The organism is Agrobacterium sp. 22-226-1 (assembly GCF_053522345.1).
This window is the reverse complement of record NZ_JBNWCP010000008.1, coordinates 220337-240539: the sequence shown is the minus strand read 5'-3', so window position 1 is coordinate 240539 and position 20203 is coordinate 220337. Positions and strand designations below refer to the sequence as shown.

Genomic DNA, 20203 nt, shown 5'->3' with positions numbered 1-20203 from the left:
AGTCATGCACCACGGTTCCGGAATTCATTGATGATGGCCATCATGGGTTTTTCGTTGAAACTCCAGTCCAGCGGCAGCGGCCGGTTGGCGGTGCCGTCCCGGCGTGGATAGGCCCAGCGGATCCAGCTATATTGATCCGAGATGCCCCATGTGGTGATGGAGGAAAGCGCACCGCCCGCGGAAGCCGCCTCCAGAAACTCGCGGACCTGGCCGTTGATCAGCATATCGCGTTCAGCCTCCGGCGCGGGCAGCGTCTGGTCCATCACATCCAGCTCCGTCACCAGAACGGCAAGACCGTAACTGCGCATTTCCGTCGTGAAGGCGGCAAGCTCGTCCTTGGCGATCGGCCAGCCGCCGCGCAAATGCCCCTGCAGGCCGACGGCGTTGATCGGCGCGCCCTTCTCCAGCAGTTCGAGAATGAGATTGCGAAAGGCCGCGCGCTTGGCCGGCGATTTCTCGGCGGCAAATTCCACATCATATTCGTTGAGCACGAGCTGCGCCTTCGGATCGACGGCATGGGCGATCTCGAAAGCTTTCTTGATGGCGTCCGGCCCGGCGCCGTAATACCAGGCATCGCGCCGCGCGCGCACATTGCCCGGCACGTCGGGGATCGGCTCATTGACCACGTCCCAACTATGGATCACGTCCTTATAACGCTCCATCACCGTGACGATATGAGTCTCCATCAACTTCTCGACCTTCACACCGCCGCCGATGCTCGCAAGCCAGGGCGCGTTGGAGGCATACCAGATCAGCGGATGGCCGTGCATGGAAAGCTTGTGCTGACGGGCGAAGTTGGCGATTGCATCGGCAGCGGCAAAATCGAATACCTCCGCCGAAGGCCGCAGGACCTCCCATTTCATTTCGGTAACGGGGGTGATGCGCGAGCAATATTTCACCACCGCCTCGCCGATGCGGCTATCGGCGGTGAGATCCGGCAGGTAAACGGCCGCGCCGTAAGGAGCGGTTTTGCTTGCCGCTTTCTTCTGCGCGGCAAAGGCCGGGCCGGCCACGGCATGCAGCAGGCCAGCGCTTGCCGCACCGCCCATAAAATTCCGCCGCCCGATCCGCATGCACCCGCCTCCGCAACCTTTATTCCCAAAACATAACATTCCGATCATAGGAAAAGGATATTAAAGATTTGCAAGGTTAACCGACGTTATACCACGTCATAATTGGCCAGACCCGCTTAATGCGGTAGTAACTTCGCTGTGCGAATTCTTGGCCCACGCCGCATGGAGTTTGAAGTCTTGGTTTCCGTTTCGATTGTCATTCCCGTTCGCAATGGCGAGCGTTACATCGTGGAAGCGATCGAAAGCGTGTTGCTGCAGGGCGAGACCATCGGCGAAGTGCTGGTGGTCGATGACGGCTCCACCGACACCACCGCACAAAAGGTGGAAGGTTTTTCCGACCCTCGCGTCAAATTGCTTGCCCGGCCACAGGGAAGGCAGGGCGTTTCCGCCGTGCGCAATTTCGGCCTGTCGCAGGCGCGCGGCGAATGGACGATGTTTCTCGATGCCGACGATCGCCTGAAACCGGGCGCCATAGCGGCCCTTTGCGCCGGCATTTCCGGGCCGGATGTCGTCGCCGTTTATGGCGATTACGAGCGCATCGATGAAAACGGCGTCAAGATCGGGCGGCGTAACCTCATTCGCCGCCGGGAAAAACCCGATGGTTTCATTCTCCAGCCGCTGCTCGGCGGCAACTTCATCGTCAATGGCGGCATCATGCTGGTCAGGACCCGCATCTTTCAGGAATTCGGCGGTTTCGACGAGACTTTGCGTTATGCCGAAGACTGGTATGGCTGGTGCAGGCTCGCCGCCGCCGGCCGCTTCGTTTACCTGCCCGGCTGCCATGTGCTGGATTACCGCGTGCACAGGACGAGCGTGATGATGAACCGGCTTTTGACCTTCCGGGATTGCGAACCGGCAATCGAGGCCGTTTTTTCCGACCCGGCCATCGTCGCTGCCGTTTCGCCGCCGGAACTGCGGCGGCTTCGCCGCCGGTCCGAAAACCACATGAATGCCTATACCGTGGCGCAGGCCTTCCGCGCCCGCCGCTACCGCGAGGCCTTTTCGGCGCTGGCCGATACCTTCCTCAATCGCCCGCGCCAGAGCCTCAGGGCCGTCGTTTTTTCCGCCGCAGCGCTTGCCGGAATTTAGGAGTTTCCATGTCCGAAATCATGCCGGAAGCGGTGGTGTGCATTCCGAGTTTCCGCCGGCCGGAAGGCCTGAAAAAGACGCTTCGGTCACTCGCGGCCCAGAAGGTCGATTTTCCCTTCGCCATCGTCGTGGTCGATAACGACGGCGCGGGCCAGGCGGGTCTTGCGGTCGCGCGCGCCTTTTTCGCCGAAAGCGGCATGGCCGGCGAGGCATTGGTCGAACCGACGCAGGGCAATTGTTACGCCATCAACACCGCCTTCCGCACCGCCCGGCAAAGATATGCTTCGGCTGAGTGGTTCCTGATGATCGATGACGACGAGGCCGCCTCCCCCGTCTGGCTTGCCGAAATGGTTTCGGCGGCGAAATCCTTCGGCGTCGATATCGTCGGCGGCCCGGTCAACCGGGAATTCGACGCCCCGGCTCCAAAGGCGGTTCTCTCGCATCCGCTGTTCGGCTCCATCGAAGCGCCGACCGGCCCCGTCGAGCAAATCCACGGATCGGGCAATTGCCTGATCTCACGGCGGGTTTTCGAGACGCTGGCGAAACCGGAATTCGACGTGCGCTTCAACTTCCTCGGCGGCGGCGACATGGATTTCTTCACCCGCTGCCGCAAGGCAGGTTTCAAATTCGCCTGGAATGCGCAAGCGCTCATCATCGAATATGTGCCGGAAAACCGCATGGCGCCGCGCTGGATCATGGAGCGTTCGCTCCGAACCGGCATCATCAATTACAGCATCGACCGTGCCCGACGCCCCGGCCTGAAAGGCGGGCTGCTGCTTGCCGCCAAAAACGCCGTCAGCCTGTGCCTGTCTCTTGTCCGCGCCGTTTCCGCCTTCGTGAAAACCGGAACCCTGCTGCCAGCCACGCATCCGCCGCTGATGTCCATCGGCCGCGTGATGGCAAGCCTCGGCATTACGCTCACGCCCTACAAGGCGCCGGCGAAGAAGAGCTGAAGCGGGATAGTTTCGGCTCAGCTAAGGGTTTTTTGCCTGCCGAGCGAGATCGTATTCGTGAACCGTTTCTGGAAACCGAACGACGCCAAGGCCGTCGCGAGGACGAGGAGCGGCACGAGCACCGGCCAGAAGAAACAAAGGACAATGCCGGTGACGCGATAAAAATCCCAGTCCTTGTCGCGGCGGGCGCCTTCGATATAGGTCATGGCGAGAGAGGTAACGGTGCCAATTCCATATATGAAAAGAGAAATGGACGTAATCACCATTGGTGGCCTCAATAAATCTATGATTCGAATAAATTTGTAATATTGATGCAGTGTAGCGCAGATGTTCGCAGTTGCAACGGATTTCAGCGACGCAGCGCATCCATTCAATAAGTTAGGAAAATCTTATATTGTCGGGCGGGAGGCGCGCGGGAGTTTTATTCTTCGCGCGGCAGCTGCTTGTCGCGATGATCTAGCGGCCTTGTCCCGAAGCCCCGAAGCGATACTTCAGCAGCGAATATATGGCGATAGGATTGGTCAGCAGGTAACGTTTTCCAAGCCGCTTCGGCTCGAGCATGGCCCGGTAAAGCCATTCCAGCCCCATATCCTGCATCCATTGCGGCGCCCGGCTGTTCTTGCCGGCGAGAAAATCGAAAAGGCCGCCGCAGGTCTTGATCACGGCGATGCCGGAAAGCCTGTCCAGATTGCGCGAGACGAAACGCTGTTCCAGCGGTATGCCGAAACCAACCCAGAGAATATCCGTCCCGGATGCCGCGATATCGGCGAGGATCGCCTCTTCCTCGGCCCGGCTGAAATAACCGTTGCGCCGCCCCGCAAATATGAGGCGCGGATAAAGCCTCTGCATTTCCTCGACCGCCGCGCGGTTCACCTCTTCGGAGCCGCCGAGGAAATAGAACCGGCTGCCCGTCTCTTCGGCGCGCTTCGCAACCGCATGAACGAGATCCGTGGTCGCAACCCGTTCTCTCAACGCCTTCGGGCAGAATTTGCGGGAAAAGATCACCAGCGACATGCCATCGGCATGAATCTGGTCCGCCTGCCGCAGCATGGCGTCGAATTCCCGGTCGTGATGGCAGAGCGCGATGACCTGACCGTTTGCCGATGTCGAATAAAACGGTCTTGCACCGGCCGCACGCGCCGTCGTCGCGCGCAGGATGAAATCCCGCGCCGTTTCGTCGATGGTCGCGTCGGTAATGGGCAACGCCGCAAGCGGAACAACCGGCCAGACCTGACCAGTCTCCTCCGCATCCGGCATCTCTCTCCCTGTCATAATCTGTCCGGTGTCCAAGATAGGCATCGTTTCATTGTTATATTCATGCTTATGCTTAGGGTATAAGGCTTCAAACACTACGAAGAACTATCATTAATATTTTTATAAATCCCCGTATGCGGCAGGCATTTTACACGCCTGAAGGTTGTGCGCCACATTTTCCGCCTATTCCGGTTTTCCAGCCGATGGGTTAAGGGACGCGGAAATCAAACCACGGAAGGGCTCCGGCCATGGAAACAATCTCGATCGACAATCGCGGCGATTTCGGCCTCTGGGCGATAGAACGGGCGAAAGAAATCGTCGCCAACGAGGCGTCCGATCTTGCCATTTCGGTTCGCGACGGCGACGAGGCGGGAATTCGCGATGCCGGCAATGCGCTGGGCGCTGCCATCGCCGCCGCCCTGCTCGAAGTTTATGACGGTCTGATTTCGGAAGAATAAGGCGACACGCAGCCGCTTTGTCTCACCGCACCGCGACATCCGCGTGATCGTCCCGGCGAAGATAACCCCAGAGGCCAAGCGCCACGGCAATTGCGAGACCAAGGAACAGGCCGCCCATGCCGCCGGCAATCAGGAAGGTCAGCTTGCCCGGCGGCCAGCTTCTGGAATTGGGCGCAACCGGCTGAGAAATCACCCGTACATTGGTGGAATCGATCGACTGCTGTTCGGCCAGCTGGCGTGAGCGGGTGAGATAAGTCTCATAGATCGCCGCCGCCGAGCGGGCGTCACGATCGAGATCACGCAGCCGCACCTGCGCCTCATTGTCGGTAAAGACATTGGCGCGTTCCGCCACCGCTTTCAACCGCAGGGCATCGAGTGAGGAGCGCGCCTCCGCGACGTTGATCTTTGCCGCTTGAAGGATACGCCGCGCCTCATCCGCCATTCCCTGTTCCAGCATCGCCCGCTCCGCACCCGCGGTCGCAAGACGCGGATGACGCGCGCCATAGGTCAGCGTCATCGCACCGATCTGCTGTTGCAGCGTGCTGTATTGCGCGCGGATCGTATTCATCGTTTGGCTGTCGAATATGGCGTCGCTCTGGGTGCGGTTCTGCGCAATCGCCGCCTCCATCTGCTTGAGGCGCGATTCTTCCTGAATGAGGCGCTGCTGGGTCGCAAGCACCTGAGCGTTCAGCTCACCGGAAGCCAGATTGCTGACGAGCTGGCCGTTATTTTCCTGCAGGCCGTTCTCGCGGCGGAAATCGGCCACGCGCTTTTCGGCGGCGGTCACATTCTCGCGCATTTCCTCGAGCCGCTTCCTGAGATCGTCAACGACGCGTTGACTGCTGTCGGAGTTTGTCTGGAATAGCTCGCTTTCGAAAGCCTTCACGATGGCCTTGGAGACAGTCACGGATTTTTCGGCATCATTGGTCCAGACCGAAAGCGTCACGACAAAGGAGCGCGGGTCGCGTTCCGCCGCCACCCGATCGCCGAGCGAACGAAGCGCGCCGACACGGTTGTCGTCATCTTCCGGTTTCGATGAGAACATCGCCTTCAGCCGGGCGAGCGGCGGCGGGCTGATGAATTCAGGGTCCTGATCGAGCTTCAGCTCGTCCACCACCCGTGCCAGCACGTTGCGCGAGGTGATGGTGCGCAGCTTGCTTTCCACCTCAAGGATTTGCGTGTCGCGCTGCTGATTGGGCGAAAACACCCCGTCATTGACGACGTTCAGGTTGGAAGGATTGACGACGATATCCGTATAGGCCTTGTAGCGCGGCGGCGTCATAGAGGCGTAGGTGAGCGCGCCGGCGACGCAGAGAACGATTGCCAGCACGATCCAGACAATGCCTTTGCGAAGCCAGAGGATGACGTCATCCACACCGATCCTGTCGATATGTTTCAGGCCCGGCAGAGCAGCCGCCAGACTGCCGCTCGGCGAAGCCGCCTTCACCGGCGTCTCGGCCGCAGCCGGCTCGGCGACGGTCTTCGCCGGTTTCGGCTCCAGATGCTCCTTCAGCACCGTGCGCTCGAAAACCTCGTCCTCATCCACCAGATCGTCCAGCAGGGAACCATGGGTTCTCGCGGCAGGCGCCGTTTTTTCATCGAGCGGACGTGCCTGCTTATGTCCCGCCTTTTGAAGCCTGTACATCAGCCAATCCAACTCGAACGAACCACAAAAAGGCCGGCAACAGAGGGTTCCCATCGTCGCCAGAGCCGCTATCGACGGACAAGTTTAAATATGACGGGTGAATTTTAGGTTACCCGCATCAGTCTCGCCATCATCGCCTATTCGCGGCCACGTTGAAAGGGATGATTGACTCGAATGGATCGATACGGTTCTTTCAACCGTTATATTTTTGCATTATCCATTTGACCCTCAAAGATTTTATCGAAACGGAGTTTGGAATGAGCCTGAAATTTGGAACGAGCGGCCTTCGCGGCCTCTCTGTCGATCTGAAAGGAAAAGCCTCGGCCGTCTATGCCACGGCATTTGCGAGGCACCTTCTCACATCGGGCCAGGCAAAGGCGGGCGATCCCATTCTCGTCGGCCGCGATTTCCGCGATTCGAGCCCGGATGTTTCCGCCACCTGCATCGCCGCGCTCAAAAAAGCCGGCCTGACCCCGTTCGATTGCGGCACGGTGCCGACACCGGCGCTGGCGCTTTATGGCCTGTCGCTGAAGGCGGGCGCGCTGATGATCACCGGTTCGCATATCCCGGCCGACCGCAACGGCATCAAGTTCTACCGTCCGGACGGTGAAATCGACAAGCAGGACGAGACGGCGATTGCCGCTCTTGCCGCCGAAATCGAAGCGGAAGGCATCAGCGACGAGGCGGCGACCGCCGAGGACCATTCCGCCACCGCAGCCGAACTTTTCTACGAGCGCAACATCGCGCTGCTGCCGGAAAAGGCGCTCTCCGGCCTCAAGATCGGCGTTTACCAGCACAGCACGGTGGCGCGCGATCTCTTTGTCGACGTGCTTGCCCATTATGGTGCGGATGTCGTTCCGCTCGGCCGCTCCGAAACCTTCATCCCTGTCGATACCGAAGCGGTCTCGCCGGAAACGCTGGCCCTTCTCAAGAAATGGTCGCCGGAGCACGGTCTCGACGCCATCGTTTCCGCCGATGGCGACGGCGACCGTCCCCTGCTGACCGATGAAAACGGCGTGCCGCTGCGCGGCGACCTCATCGGCCTGATCACCGCCAATTTCCTCGGCGCCGGCGTGGTCGTCACCCCCGTCACCTCCAATTCCGGCATCGAGGCGAGCGGTTCGTTCGACGTCGTCCGCACTAAAGTCGGCTCCCCCTTCGTGATCGCGGGCATGGCTGAGGCGCTCGCCGCCGGCAAGAACGGCGTCATGGGCTTCGAGGCCAATGGTGGCCTGCTGACGGCCTCCGCCTTCACACTTAACGGCAGGGCGCTTTCGCCGCTGCCGACGCGTGACAGCTTCCTGCCGGTTCTCGCCGTGCTGCTTCTCTCGGCAGAACAGAAAAAGCCGCTGTCGCAGATCGCCGCCGCCTATAACCTGCCGGTCGCCGCCGCCGACCGCCTGGAAAATTTCGCGCAGGAAAAGAGCGCCGCCCTGATGACGCATCTGCGCGCTTCGCGCAGCAATCTCGAAGCCTTCCTCGCGCCGGTCGGCACCGTGAAGGCGCTGAGCGACATCGACGGCCTGCGCGTGGCGCTTACCGATGGCAGCACCATCCATTTCCGCCCTTCCGGCAACGCTCCCGAAATGCGCTGCTACGTCGAAGCCGCCAATCAGGACGAGGCCGAAACGCTTCTGGAAAAGGGACTCGATCTCATCCGTAATTTTGGGTGAGAGTGGATGCCGCATACGCGATGGTGTAAGCTGCGCGCATGAAGAGAACGGACGCAATCAGGAAACTCAAGCGCCACGCCCATGCAGTGAAAAGCATGGGCGCGACGTCGCTCTATCTTTTTGGATCGACGGCCCGCGATGAGGCCCTTGCCTCCAGCGATCTGGACATCTTCATCGACTATGATCCGGGCCGCCGTTTTTCGTTGATCGATCTCGTCGGTATCAAGCAGTTTCTGGAAGAAGAATTGGCCGTGGAAGTCGACGTGACGACACGCAACAGCCTCCACCCGCTGCTCCGGAATGACATCGAGCAATCCGCCGTGCGGATATTTTGATGACCAGACGCAGGGTCGGGCCGGTTCTCGCCGAAATTCTGGAGGCCATAAACGGCATTGAGACCCACACCACAGGCCTGTCACTCGCTGATTTCCAGCAAAATTGGCTCCTCAAACTCGCCGTGCAACGCGCCCTCGAAATCGTTTCCGAGGCGTCCCGTCACCTACCCGATGACTTGCTGGAGCTTACGCCGGACGTACCGTGGAAACAGATTCGCGGAATCGGCAATATTCTGCGTCATGAGTACCACAAGATCGCGGATGACGTCGTTTGGGCCGTGGTCACCGAACATGTGGTGCCGCTCAAAATCGCTGTTGAGGCTATCCAACGATCCGTCGAAAGTGAAAACTGAGGACTTATCAGCGCCATGTCGCAAATGTCGCACCCCGCCTGTGCCCTGTTGCTCTTCCGGCTCCATGGAGCGATAAGGACCGGAGGGCCACAAGAGGCGGATTATGAGCGGCGAGACCATTACCCTTTATGAAGCGATAGGTGGCGATGCGACCGTCAGGGCGCTGACCCGGCGCTTTTACGAATTGATGGATACCCTGCCGGAAGCGGCGCGCTGCCGCGCCATTCATCCCGCCGATCTTTCCGGCAGCGAGGCGAAGTTCTACGATTATCTGACGGGATATCTTGGCGGACCGCCCGTCTATGTCGAGAAACACGGCCATCCGATGTTGCGGCGGCGTCATTTCGTCGCGCCCATCGGCCCCGCCGAGCGGGATGAATGGCTGCTCTGCTTCCGCCGCGCCATGGACGAGACCATCGAAAATTCAAAGCTGCGCGAGATCATCTGGACGCCGGTGGAGCGGCTGGCCTTTCACATGCAGAACCAGGAGGCGGACAGCCAATGACCACGCAGAGCGCGACCATCGCAAGCCTGCCCCGCGACAGATTGCGGGCCTTCATTCTGTTGCTGGGCGGCCTGCTGGGTGCTGCGGGCGTCATGCTTGCTGCCGCCGCCACCCACACCGGCGAAACCTATATGCTCGGCAATGCCTCGGCCATGGCGCTGGCGCATGCGCCGGTGCTGGTGGCCCTCCATATCGGCGCGGATCGCATCAGAACCGCCATTCCGGCAGGCCTGATCCTCGGCCTCGGCACTGCGGTCTTTGTCGGCGATCTCGTCACCCGGCATTTTTCCGGCCACAGCCTGTTTCCCTACGCCGCACCCACGGGCGGCCTCGGCATGATCGCCGGATGGCTGGTACTGTGCGCGGGAGCGTTTCTGAAGCCGAAGGGTTAGGCTTTAGCCCTTACGCCGCGTCCAGCGAAACGAGAGGATATTGCGGCCCTCTTCGGCCGCCGCGCCGATTTCGAAGGACGGCGTTTCACCGGGCTGGCGGGTGCGCAGATAGGGAAAGGTCAGGACATTGCCGCCGCTTCTGGCAAGGCGGTTGCGCCTTTCGCGTTCACCGATGATTTCATAGATATCCGTCAGGGCCGGATCGGCAGCCTGCTCGGCCATCTTGTGCAGTTCCACACGGCAGGCTTCCGCCGCCGGCTCTTCACCCTTAAAATTATTGCGCTCGTCGCTCATCGCTGGAGGTCCGTTCATTCATGGTCTGCAGCGCCCGCTCCAGACTGGATTTGCTGCCGTTGCGCAGCGGAATGAACGTCTTGCCGAATTTCTTGCAACCGGACTTCACCCGCAGACACGCATCGTGGCTGATACAGTCGATCGGGCAGAAAACGCAGTCGACGGAGGGAAGAACGGTATCGATGCGGGAGACGGCTTCACGCAGGCCGCCATCGTGATGAATGAGCTCCGCGCCGAAATTGCTGGCGATCTGGCGAAGATGCGCAACCTGACAGTCACGGCCGCCGACATAAAGAAAGCTTTTGGGACCGGAAAGCTGCTGTTCGGCCACATCCCGCTCGGTCTGGGGAGCGCCCTTGCCCTGCTTGCCGCCACGTTCGGCCTTCTTCTTTTCCTTGCGCGCCATTCCCTCACCTGCCGGTTGATTTTTCAATGCCCCGGACGTTCGGGATGCCGGCACCATAATAAAGATGAGTTTTGGAGTAAAGTATAAAGGTGATAATTTTCCTCATGTTTCGGCATAAAGAATCGATCACATATTCGCGAGAACGGTTCCGTTCAGCCGTTTATCCGCAATCCGCCCATGAAAAGCTGTTCCAGATGCCGGGCCGCATCCTCAAAACGGCCCTCGCCGCCATTCTTCTCACCCAGCACCGCCCGCACCTGCACATCGAAATCCGCATAATGCTGGGTGGTCGACCAGATGGAAAAAATGAGGTGATAAGGATCGCATTTGGCCATCCGTCCAGCCTTCACCCAGGCGCGGATGACCTCGGCCTTTTCATCCACCAGTTGTTTCAGCGGCCCCTTCAGCTCATCCTCGATATGCGGCGCGCCCTGCAGGATTTCATTGGCGAACAGGCGGCTTTCACGCGGGAAATCGCGCGACATTTCCAGCTTGCGACGAATATAGGAGCGAATCTCGCTTTCAGGATTGCCCTCGGCATCGAAAGCGCGCAGCGGGTCGAGCCATGTGTCCAGCACCCGCTCGATCAGCGCGCGATGCATCGCCTCCTTGGTGCGGAAATAATAAAGCACGTTCGGTTTCGACATGCCGGCCGCCTCGGCAATCTGGTCTATGGTGGAGCCGCGAAACCCGTTTGTGGAAAAAACACTGAGCGCGGCTTCAAGAATCGCTTCCTGCTTTTCTTCCTGAATGCGGGTCCGCTTCTGTGTTTTCGCTGCGCGCGGTATGGCCATTCTCAGCTCTCTGTTTCTTTTCCATGCAATTGCCGTTACAGTATGCTTAAAAAATAATCTACGCGTACAGTTTAGGCAAAATTACTGCGATTCGTCACGAAAATCCCTTGCTGACGCCACCGCGAATTTGCAATGTTTACCAGCCGGTCAATTTATCCCCCATCGCCATCACAAGGCAATGGCTGTTATCTTAACCGGCAAAAAAGGGAACGGCACAAGCTTTGCTTCGATAAAAACAAAACGGGTGAGGACGACACTTCATGGCGGCGGGTAAGAACTTGACGGTCAATGGCGACCGTCTGTGGGACAGTCTGATGGATATGGCGAAGATTGGCCCCGGCATTGCCGGCGGCAATAATCGCCGCACGCTGACGGATGAGGATGCGGAAGGCCGCCGCCTGTTCCAGCGCTGGTGCGAGGCGGCGGGCCTGACGATGGGCGTCGACCGCATGGGCACCATGTTCGCCACCCGCCCCGGCGAGGACCCGGATGCGCTTCCCGTTTATATCGGCAGCCACCTCGACACCCAGCCGACCGGCGGCAAATTCGATGGCGTGCTCGGCGTGCTGGCAGGGCTGGAGGTGGTGCGCAGCCTGAATGACTTGAACATCAAGACCAAACACCCGATCACCGTCACCAACTGGTCAAACGAGGAAGGCGCGCGCTTTGCCCCGGCCATGCTGGCCTCCGGCGTCTTCGCCGGCATTCACGATCTCGATTATGCCTATGGCCGCACCGATACCGACGGCAAGACCTATGGCGAAGAGCTGAAGCGCATCGGCTGGCTGGGCGAGGAAGAGGTGGGCGCGCGCAAAATGCACGCCTATTTCGAATATCACATCGAACAGGGGCCGATCCTTGAGGCGGAAAGCAAACAGATCGGCGTCGTCACCCATTGCCAGGGCCTGTGGTGGCTGGAAGTGAAGCTGACCGGCAAGGAGGTGCATACCGGCTCCACCCCGATGGCCATGCGCGTCAATGCCGGCCTTGCCGCCGCCCGCATTCTCGAAAAGGTGCAGGAGGTGGCCATGGCCCACCAGCCCGGTGCCGTCGCCGGCGTTGGCCAGATGATCTTCACGCCCAATTCCCGCAATGTGCTGCCCGGCAAGGTGGTCTTCACCATCGATCTTAGAACCCCCTCACAGGCGAAACTCGACAGCATGCGCGCCATCTTCGAACGCGAAGTGCCGCAGATCGCCGAAGAACTCGGCGTCGGCTGCTCCATCGAAGCCATCGGCCATTTCGATCCCGTCACCTTCGATCCCGTTCTGGTCGGCCGCGTGCGCTCTGCCGCCGAAAAACTCGGCTACAGCCACATGGACATCATCTCCGGCGCCGGCCACGATGCCTGCTGGACGGCAAGGGTCGCCCCCTCCACCATGATCTTCTGCCCCTGCGTGGACGGGCTTTCCCACAACGAGGCCGAGGAAATTTCGCCGGAATGGGCCGCCGCCGGCTGCGACGTGCTGCTGCATGCGGTGCTTGAGACTGCGGAGATCGTGGAATGACCGCCACCATCATCAAGAACGGCACCATCGTCACCGCCGACCTCACCTACAAGGCCGATGTGAGGATCGAAGGCGGCAGGATCACCGAGATCGGGCCTGATCTGAGCGGCGGCACGGTACTCGATGCCACCGGATGTTACGTCATGCCCGGCGGCATCGATCCGCATGTGCATCTGGAAATGCCCTTCATGGGCACCTATTCCGCCGATGATTTCGAGAGCGGCACGCGCGCGGCGCTTGCCGGCGGCACGACCATGGTGGTGGATTTCTGCCTGCCGGAGCCCGGCCAGTCGCTTCTTGATGCCCTGCAGCGATGGGACAACAAGGCGACGCGGGCCAATTGCGATTATTCCTTCCACATGGCCGTCACGTGGTGGGGCGAGCAGGTCTTCAACGAGATGAAGACGGTGGTTCGGGAAAAGGGCATCAACTCCTTCAAGCACTTCATGGCCTATAAGGGCGCGCTGATGGTGAATGACGACGAGATGTTCGCCTCCTTCTCGCGCTGCGCCGAGCTTGGCGCCATCCCCTTCGTGCATGCGGAAAACGGCGATATCGTCGCGCAGATGCAGGAAAAACTGATGGCGGAAGGCAATGTCGGACCGGAGGCGCATGCCTATTCACGCCCGCCCTCGGTGGAAGGCGAGGCCACCAACCGCGCCATCATCATCGCCGATATGGCCGGCGCCCCGCTTTATGTCGTCCACACCTCCTGCGAACAGGCGCATGAAGCGATCCGCCGCGCCCGGCAAAATGGCATGCGGGTCTATGGCGAGCCGCTGATCCAGCACCTGATCCTCGATGAAAGCGAATATGCCAATGCCGACTGGGATCACGCCGCCCGCCGGGTGATGTCGCCGCCCTTCCGCAACCGGCAGCATCAGGACAGCCTCTGGGCGGGCCTCGCCTCCGGCTCGCTGCAATGCGTGGCGACCGACCATTGCGCCTTTACCACGCAGCAGAAACGCTTCGGCCTTGGCGATTTCCGCAGGATTCCGAACGGCACCGGCGGGCTGGAAGATCGCATGCCGCTGCTCTGGACCCATGGCGTGGCAACCGGCCGCCTGACGATGAACGAATTCGTCGCCGTCACCTCCACCAACATCGCCAAGATCCTCAACATCTATCCCAGAAAGGGCGCGATCCTCGTCGGCAGCGATGCCGATATCGTCGTCTGGGATCCGGCGCTGGAAAAGACCATCAGCGCGGCGAGCCAGCAATCGGCCATCGATTACAACGTGTTCGAAGGGCAGAAGGTCAAAGGCCTGCCGCGCTACACCCTGTCGCGCGGTCTCGTCAGCATCGAGGAGGCCACCATCGAAACGCAGCCGGGCCATGGCCAGTTCATAGCCCGCGATCCCTATCCCGCCGTCAGCCGGGCGCTCTCCACCTGGAAGGAACTCGTCGCGCCGCGCAAGGTGGAGCGCAGCGGCATCCCGGCATCGGGTGTATGACCGTGAGTGCCGGGCCGAAACGCGAAATCGTCATCGCCGCAGCCGTTCTCCTCAATGAGCGGCGACAGATGCTGGTCGTGCGCAAACGCGGCACCACGCAATTCATGCAGCCGGGCGGCAAGATCGATCCGGGCGAAACGCCGGAACAGGCGCTTCACCGCGAACTTGCCGAGGAAATCGGCCTGACGCTTCCCGAAAATGCCGCCCGTTATGAAGGCGTCTTTCGCGAGGAGGCCGCCAATGAGACGGGGGCCGACGTCGTCGCCCATACATTCATCGCGAGGCTTCATGCGGATGTCGCCCCGCAGGCGGAAATAGAGGAAGTGCGCTGGCTCGATCTCGACCGCCACCCCGGCGTAACGATCGCAAGGCTTACGGAAACACAAATGCTGCCGCTGGCGCGCGCGGCCCTGACGGAAAGCGAAACCAAGCCCAGATGAACCAGGCCTCCCCCTATTCCGTCGTTTCCGCCAGAAATCTCGGCCTCACCTTCGAAACGGGCGATGGCCCGGTACACGCACTCTCCAATGTCGACCTGGAGGTCGGCAAGGGCGATTTCGTCTCCTTCATCGGCCCTTCCGGCTGCGGCAAGACCACCTTCCTGCGGGTCATCGCCGATCTTGAAAAACACACTTCCGGCGACATCACCGTCAACGGCACGACGCCGGAAAACGCCCGCCGGGACCGCTCTTACGGTTATGTCTTCCAGGCCGCCGCCCTTTATCCCTGGCGCAGCATCGAAAAGAACATTGCGCTACCGCTCGAAATCATGGGCTATACCAAGGCCGAGCAGCGCGAGCGCATCGAGCGCACGCTCGATCTCGTCAATCTCAACGGTTTCGGCAAGAAATATCCCTGGCAGCTTTCCGGCGGCATGCAGCAGCGCGCCTCCATTGCCCGCGCTCTCGCCTTCGACGCCGACCTGCTGTTGATGGACGAACCCTTTGGCGCACTGGATGAGATCGTGCGCGATCACCTCAACGAACAGCTTCTGAAACTCTGGGATGCGACCGGCAAGACAATTTGCTTCGTCACCCATTCCATTCCCGAAGCGGTCTATCTCTCGACCAAGATCGTCGTGATGTCGCCCCGGCCGGGCCGGGTGACGGATGTGATCACATCCACCCTGCCACGGGAAAGGCCGCTCGAGATTCGCGAGACACCGGAATTTCTGGCGATTGCGCATCGGGTGCGTGAGGGGCTGAAGGCGGGGCATAGCTATGAGGGGTGAGGCTGGAAAAGACGCCGTTGCGGCAAGCGTTACCCCCCTCTGCCCTGCCGGGCATCTCCCCCACAAGGGGGGAGATCGACCTGCGGCGAGGTATCGCCCATCTCGAGGCTTGAGGGCAAAACGACGAGCGAGCCTCCTGCTGATCTCCCCCCTTGAGGGGAAGATGTCCGGCAGGACAGAGGGGGGTAAGCCGCACCCTCGGAGCAAACGGAACCCCCACCCACCGAGGGCGCCGCAATGACCCTCCTCCGCCACCGCCTCCTCCCCATCCTAACCGTCCTCCTCGCCATCCTCATCCTCTGGCACCTCGCTGTCATCTATCTCAACATGCCTTTCGCCCGCGATCAGGCCACCCGCGCCGGTCAAACGCCGGGCTTCTTCGAACTCCTGCCGCAAACCTTCGTCCAGGAGCGTCCGGTTCTCCCCGCCCCGCACCAGATTGCCGCGGAACTGTGGGACACCACGGTCAACAAGGCCATCACCTCCAAGCGCAGCCTCATTTACCACGCCGGCGTTACGCTCTCGGCCACCCTGCTCGGTTTCGCCATCGGCGCGGTACTTGGCATCCTGCTTGCCGTCGCCATCGTGCATAACCGCGCCATGGACCGCTCTGTCATGCCGTGGATCATCGCCAGCCAGACCATCCCCATCCTTGCCGTCGCGCCGATGATCATCGTCGTCCTGAACTCCATCGGCATTTCCGGGCTGCTGCCGAAGGCGCTGATCTCCACCTATCTTTCCTTCTTCCCCATCGTCGTCGGCATGGTGAAGGGTCTCAGAAGCCCGGAAACGATCCAGCTCGACCTGATGCACACCTATAATGCCTCACCCGGCCAGATTTTCTGGAAGCTGCGTTGGCCCGCAGCGCTGCCCTATCTCTTCACCTCGCTGAAGATCGCCGTCGCCATTGCGCTGGTCGGCGCCATCGTCGGTGAATTGCCGACAGGCGCCGTTGCCGGGCTCGGCGCGCGTCTGCTTTCCGGTTCCTATTACGGCCAGACGGTGCAGATATGGGCGGCGCTGTTCATGGCCGCCGGTGTGGCTGCCCTTCTCGTATCCATCATCGGCATCGCCCATGCCGCCGTCCTCAAGAGAATGGGAGCCCGGCCATGACCCATCCCGGCTGGTTTTTCGGCGCGATCCTGTTCTGGCTTGCCGCCTGGGCCTTCAACGAATGGCTGGTGCGCCGCCACGTCTCCACGCCAGCGGCAAAACGTATCGGTCGCATCGCCGTGCCGCTCCTCTTCGGACTGGCCATCCTCGCGCTGTGGGAAGGCGTGGTGCGCGGTTTTTCCGTCCCGCCCATCCTGCTGCCGGCTCCGAGCGCCATCCTCGCACGGCTCGCCGACTCCCTGCCGATCCTCTGGGCGGATTTCCGCCAGACCTTCATCAAATCGGTACTGACGGGTTATGTGCTCGGCTGCGGCCTCGGTTTCCTCGTCGCCATTCTCATCGACCGCTCGCCTTTCCTCCAGCGCGGCCTGCTGCCCATCGGCAATTTCGTCTCCGCTCTACCGGTCGTCGGCATCGCTCCCATCATGGTCATGTGGTTCGGCTTCGACTGGCAGTCGAAAGTCGCCGTCGTCGTTATCATGACCTTCTTCCCCATGCTGGTGAACACGGTGCAGGGGCTTGCCGCTTCCAGCCACATGGAGCGCGACCTGATGCGCACCTATGCCGCCGGCTGGTGGCAGACATTGCTGAAACTGCGCCTGCCCGCCGCCTGGCCCTTCATCTTCAACGCGTTGAAGATCAATTCCACGCTGGCGCTGATCGGCGCCATCGTCGCGGAATTCTTCGGCACGCCCATCGTCGGCATGGGTTTCCGCATCTCTGCGGAAATGGGCCGCAGCAATGTCGATATGGTCTGGGCCGAAATCGCGGTCGCCGCACTCGCCGGCTCCGGCTTTTATGGTCTCGTGGCGCTCGCGGAGCGGGCCGTCACCTTCTGGCATCCGTCCGTCCGTGGGGGACGAACGTAATAACGAAAAAGGGAACAGCGATGAAAATGAAACTTGCATCCATGCTTCTTGCCGGCGCGTCAGTGATGACGGCATTCAGCGCGCAGGCCGCCGACAAGATCACCCTGCAGCTGAAATGGGTGACCCAGGCGCAGTTCGCCGGATATTACGTCGCAAAGGACAAGGGTTTTTACGAAGCCGAAGGCCTCGATGTCGACATCAAGCCCGGCGGCCCGGACATTGCACCGGCGCAGGTTCTGGCCGGCGGCGGTGCGGACGTCATCGTCGACTGGATGCCATCCGCACTCGCCACCCGCGAAAAAGGCGTGCCGCTGGTCAATATCGCCCAGCCGTTCAAATCGTCAGGCATGATGCTAACCTGCCTGAAAGAAACCGGCATCTCCAAGCCGGAAGATTTCAAGGGCAAGACGCTGGGCGTCTGGTTCTTCGGCAATGAATATCCGTTCCTGTCCTGGATGGCGCACCTGAAAATCCCGACCGCCGGCGGGGCGGACGGCGTGACCGTTCTGAAACAGGGCTTCAATGTCGATCCGCTGCTGCAGAAACAGGCCGCCTGCATTTCCACCATGACCTATAATGAATATTGGCAGGTCATCGATGCCGGCATCAAGCCGGAGGAACTCGTCACCTTCAAATACGAGGCGGAAGGCGTGGCGACGCTGGAAGACGGGCTTTACGTTCTGGAAGACAAGCTGAAAGACGCCAAGTTCAAGGAAGACATGGTCAAATTCGTCCGCGCTTCCATGAAAGGCTGGAAATGGGCCGAAGAAAACCCTGACGACGCCGCCGATATCGTTCTTGAAAACGACGCCTCCGGCGCCCAGACCGAAAAACACCAGAAGCGCATGATGGGCGAAGTGGCAAAACTCACCGCCGGCTCGAAGGGCGCGCTCGACAAGGCGGACTATGACCGCACGGTCAAGACGCTGCTGGGCGGCGGTTCCGACCCGGTCATCACCAAGGAACCCTCCGGTGCCTTCACGACCGAAATCACCGATGCGGCGCTGAAATAGTTCGAAGTGACGCCTAGATAATTGAGCGCGCGGGAGGTCCGCGCGTTCTGATTTATGATTGGTACCAAGGCGCCAATTCTCTCGACGTCATCCTTGGGCTTGTCCCAAGGATCTAACCACGTCAACAAAATCACAACGTTATAGATCCTCGGCACAGGGCCGAGGATGACGTCGGTGAGAAACGCTCAACTCGATTTCCCATCTGGTGTCGATCTTCTTTTGGAGGCTTTGCCAGAATGCGCCGATAGTTCGAAGGTATAAGCACCTCGCCTATTTCGTTGGTAACCCATTTGACGAATTACAATATCTCGACCTATACAAAAATGTATATCAACCATCGCGGCTATGCGGATTGATTTGCACGACAACAAGAATTACAGTCCCGCCCACAAGACTGCCAAATTTGATCTTGTAAAATAAGCACAGGGCAAAGGTGCTTAAGATTCGCGTTGAGGGGCGTTTGAATCGGGAGGATCGAAAAGGAAGTATTGTGATCCCTTGTTTCACATTCGCTATCGCATGACCTTTTAAAAAAGAGCCCTGGGGCTGCAGGACATGCGATCGGATATTGCGCGAGCCAAGACACATGCAGCATAAAGTCACGTTTAACCGCTTTGTATTCCTTCTTCTTTCCGCAACGGCGCTTCCCCTCTCCGCAGCCGCCGAGGGAGAGGCGCAGGCGCCGGTCAAACAGCAGAACCTGCCTTCCATCATCGTCGCCCATGCGGCAAAACGCGATCTCGTGGACCGCATCATCGCCACCGGCACGATCCGCCCCGTGGACGAGATTTACGTTCAGCCGCTGGTCGATGGCCTGTCGATCGACACGCTGAATGCCGATATCGGCGACCGGGTGGAGGCGAATGCGGTTCTGGCCGTGCTGTCCTCCGACAGCCTCGTGCTGCAAAAGAGCCAGCTTGAGGCCAACAAGGCCAAGGCCGAAGCCTCCGTCACCCAGTCGAAGGCGCAGGTGCTGGAAGCGCAGGCCAATCTCAATGACGCCCTTCGCCAGCGCGACCGCGCCGCCAAGCTCGGCCAGAGCGGCTCCGGCTCCGTCTCCGAGACGGAAAAGACCGAAGCGGCCGCTCAGGTGGCGCAGGCCCGCCTCGATGCGGCCAAACAGGCCGTTTCCGCCGGCGAGGCCGACATCAAGGTCGTCGACGCGCAGATCGACGACATCGATCTGAAGCTGACGCGCACCGGCGTGAAAACCCCGGTCGCCGGCATCGTATCCGCCAAGAACGCCAAGGTGGGCGCAATCGCCAGCGGTGCGGGCAATCCGCTGTTCACCGTCATCAAGGACGGCGCGATAGAACTCGTCGCCGATCTCTCCGAGACCGATATCCAGAAGGTCAAGGCAGGCCAGAAAGCCTATTTGACGGTTGCCGGCGGAGCTGAGAAAATAGAGGGCAAGGTGCGCCTCGTTTCACCCACCGTCGACCCGACGACGCGCCTCGGCTCCGTGCATGTGGTTCTGCCGACCGACAGCCCGGCGCGTTCCGGCATGTATGCCAGCGCGGCGATCATCGTCGAGGAGACGAATGCGCTCGCTTTGCCGCTGTCGGCCGTCACCTCCGGGCGTGAAGGCTCCACCACCCGCAAGGTGGAAGGCGATGTCGTCAAGCAGGTGAAGATCGAGACCGGCATCGAAGACGGCGGTTTTATCGAGATTGTCAGCGGTCTTGCCGCTGGAGACAAGGTTGTCGAGAAAGCTGGAGCATTCGTGCGTGATGGTGACCGGATAAGACCGGTGGAAGCCCAGACGGCTGCGTCCAACTGACTGAGGGAATG

Annotated in this window: 22 protein-coding genes and 1 pseudogene; 16 read left to right on the top strand and 7 right to left on the bottom strand. The window is 60.5% G+C overall.

The annotated features are described in order from the left end of the window. Window positions 1–2: 2 nt before the first annotated feature. A complete protein-coding gene (uppI, locus tag ACQZ5K_RS16060; RefSeq protein ID WP_271045312.1) occupies window positions 3–1073 on the bottom strand; it encodes a polysaccharide biosynthesis UDP-hexose transferase UppI in 1071 nt (356 codons plus the stop codon). Between the two features lie 177 nt (window positions 1074–1250). Between uppI and uppH the strand changes: the two genes are divergently transcribed. Together uppH and uppJ are read left to right on the top strand one after the other, a co-directional pair. Next, complete coding sequence (gene uppH, locus ACQZ5K_RS16055) at window positions 1251–2162, top strand: polysaccharide biosynthesis endo-1,4-beta-xylanase UppH (protein WP_233283546.1); 912 nt, start codon at window positions 1251–1253, stop codon at window positions 2160–2162. An 8-nt stretch (window positions 2163–2170) separates the two neighbouring features. Then, a complete protein-coding gene (gene uppJ, locus ACQZ5K_RS16050; protein ID WP_448740815.1) occupies window positions 2171–3115 on the top strand; it encodes a polysaccharide biosynthesis UDP-hexose transferase UppJ in 945 nt (314 codons plus the stop codon). 17 nt (window positions 3116–3132) lie between these two features. Here the strand turns inward: uppJ and ACQZ5K_RS16045 are convergent, their stop codons facing one another. Both ACQZ5K_RS16045 and uppL read right to left on the bottom strand, forming a co-directional pair. Then, window positions 3133–3381 (bottom strand): hypothetical protein, encoded by a 249-nt coding sequence (locus ACQZ5K_RS16045; RefSeq protein ID WP_174057267.1) that lies wholly within the window; start codon window positions 3379–3381, stop codon window positions 3133–3135. 190 nt (window positions 3382–3571) lie between these two features. Continuing rightward, window positions 3572–4372: a polysaccharide biosynthesis UDP-hexose transferase UppL gene (gene uppL / locus ACQZ5K_RS16040; protein ID WP_400156394.1), complete on the bottom strand. Its 801-nt coding sequence runs from the start codon at window positions 4370–4372 to the stop codon at window positions 3572–3574. Between the two features lie 245 nt (window positions 4373–4617). On the opposite strand from uppL, the gene ACQZ5K_RS16035 reads away from it, so the two are divergent. Next, window positions 4618–4827: a hypothetical protein gene (locus ACQZ5K_RS16035; protein WP_003509414.1), complete on the top strand. Its 210-nt coding sequence runs from the start codon at window positions 4618–4620 to the stop codon at window positions 4825–4827. A 22-nt stretch (window positions 4828–4849) separates the two neighbouring features. Here the strand turns inward: ACQZ5K_RS16035 and uppM are convergent, their stop codons facing one another. Further along, window positions 4850–6472 (bottom strand): polysaccharide biosynthesis protein UppM, encoded by a 1623-nt coding sequence (gene uppM / locus ACQZ5K_RS16030; RefSeq protein ID WP_448740814.1) that lies wholly within the window; start codon window positions 6470–6472, stop codon window positions 4850–4852. A 257-nt stretch (window positions 6473–6729) separates the two neighbouring features. On the opposite strand from uppM, the gene uppO reads away from it, so the two are divergent. The 5 genes from uppO to ACQZ5K_RS16005 all read left to right on the top strand — a co-directional run bounded on the left by uppO (window position 6730) and on the right by ACQZ5K_RS16005 (window position 9730). Then, the gene (gene uppO / locus ACQZ5K_RS16025; protein ID WP_448740813.1) at window positions 6730–8145 is read left to right on the top strand and encodes a polysaccharide biosynthesis phosphomannomutase UppO; all 1416 of its coding nucleotides are present in this window, start codon (window positions 6730–6732) and stop codon (window positions 8143–8145) included. Between the two features lie 38 nt (window positions 8146–8183). Beyond that, window positions 8184–8480 carry a nucleotidyltransferase family protein gene (locus ACQZ5K_RS16020; RefSeq protein WP_003520575.1) on the top strand — a complete coding sequence of 99 codons (297 nt, stop codon included), beginning with the start codon at window positions 8184–8186 and terminating at the stop codon, window positions 8478–8480. Continuing rightward, window positions 8480–8833, top strand: a complete 354-nt coding sequence (locus ACQZ5K_RS16015; RefSeq protein ID WP_448740812.1) for a HepT-like ribonuclease domain-containing protein — start codon at window positions 8480–8482, stop codon at window positions 8831–8833. Before ACQZ5K_RS16020 ends, ACQZ5K_RS16015 begins: the two co-directional genes overlap by 1 nt. 103 nt (window positions 8834–8936) lie before the next feature. Continuing rightward, window positions 8937–9338: a globin domain-containing protein gene (locus ACQZ5K_RS16010; protein ID WP_003520577.1), complete on the top strand. Its 402-nt coding sequence runs from the start codon at window positions 8937–8939 to the stop codon at window positions 9336–9338. Further along, window positions 9335–9730, top strand: a complete 396-nt coding sequence (locus tag ACQZ5K_RS16005) for a DUF423 domain-containing protein (protein ID WP_080851014.1) — start codon at window positions 9335–9337, stop codon at window positions 9728–9730. Before ACQZ5K_RS16010 ends, ACQZ5K_RS16005 begins: the two co-directional genes overlap by 4 nt. A gap of 3 nt (window positions 9731–9733) precedes the next feature. Here ACQZ5K_RS16005 and ACQZ5K_RS16000 read toward each other — a convergent pair whose 3' ends face one another. The 3 genes and pseudogenes from ACQZ5K_RS16000 to rutR all read right to left on the bottom strand — a co-directional run bounded on the left by ACQZ5K_RS16000 (window position 9734) and on the right by rutR (window position 11224). Further along, window positions 9734–10024: a hypothetical protein gene (locus ACQZ5K_RS16000; RefSeq protein ID WP_448740811.1), complete on the bottom strand. Its 291-nt coding sequence runs from the start codon at window positions 10022–10024 to the stop codon at window positions 9734–9736. Continuing rightward, window positions 10005–10328: pseudogene (locus ACQZ5K_RS15995) on the bottom strand (DUF2325 domain-containing protein); the annotation flags it as partial. The pseudogene ACQZ5K_RS15995 and the gene ACQZ5K_RS16000, both read right to left, overlap by 20 nt. Before the next feature lie 254 nt (window positions 10329–10582). Continuing rightward, window positions 10583–11224, bottom strand: coding sequence for an HTH-type transcriptional regulator RutR (rutR, locus tag ACQZ5K_RS15990; protein ID WP_003520582.1), 642 nt, complete (start codon window positions 11222–11224; stop codon window positions 10583–10585). Between the two features lie 260 nt (window positions 11225–11484). Between rutR and ACQZ5K_RS15985 the strand changes: the two genes are divergently transcribed. The 8 genes from ACQZ5K_RS15985 (at window position 11485) to ACQZ5K_RS15950 (ending at window position 20192) form a co-directional block, all read left to right on the top strand. Continuing rightward, a complete protein-coding gene (locus ACQZ5K_RS15985) occupies window positions 11485–12732 on the top strand; it encodes a Zn-dependent hydrolase (protein WP_448740810.1) in 1248 nt (415 codons plus the stop codon). Next, window positions 12729–14186, top strand: a complete 1458-nt coding sequence (hydA, locus tag ACQZ5K_RS15980; RefSeq protein WP_448740809.1) for a dihydropyrimidinase — start codon at window positions 12729–12731, stop codon at window positions 14184–14186. Before ACQZ5K_RS15985 ends, hydA begins: the two co-directional genes overlap by 4 nt. After that, entirely contained in the window at window positions 14183–14626 is a 444-nt protein-coding gene (locus ACQZ5K_RS15975; protein WP_162935823.1) for an NUDIX hydrolase, read from the top strand. Before hydA ends, ACQZ5K_RS15975 begins: the two co-directional genes overlap by 4 nt. Then, complete coding sequence (locus ACQZ5K_RS15970) at window positions 14623–15417, top strand: ABC transporter ATP-binding protein (RefSeq protein WP_220317311.1); 795 nt, start codon at window positions 14623–14625, stop codon at window positions 15415–15417. The genes ACQZ5K_RS15975 and ACQZ5K_RS15970 overlap by 4 nt, the downstream gene beginning before the upstream one ends. Before the next feature lie 237 nt (window positions 15418–15654). After that, window positions 15655–16530 carry an ABC transporter permease gene (locus ACQZ5K_RS15965; RefSeq protein ID WP_448740808.1) on the top strand — a complete coding sequence of 292 codons (876 nt, stop codon included), beginning with the start codon at window positions 15655–15657 and terminating at the stop codon, window positions 16528–16530. After that, complete coding sequence (locus ACQZ5K_RS15960) at window positions 16527–17399, top strand: ABC transporter permease (protein ID WP_448740807.1); 873 nt, start codon at window positions 16527–16529, stop codon at window positions 17397–17399. The genes ACQZ5K_RS15965 and ACQZ5K_RS15960 overlap by 4 nt, the downstream gene beginning before the upstream one ends. Window positions 17400–17419: 20 nt before the next feature. Next, window positions 17420–18412, top strand: a complete 993-nt coding sequence (locus tag ACQZ5K_RS15955; protein WP_448740806.1) for an ABC transporter substrate-binding protein — start codon at window positions 17420–17422, stop codon at window positions 18410–18412. 586 nt (window positions 18413–18998) lie between these two features. After that, window positions 18999–20192: an efflux RND transporter periplasmic adaptor subunit gene (locus tag ACQZ5K_RS15950; protein WP_003520590.1), complete on the top strand. Its 1194-nt coding sequence runs from the start codon at window positions 18999–19001 to the stop codon at window positions 20190–20192. The last annotated feature ends 11 nt before the right edge of the window (window positions 20193–20203 follow it).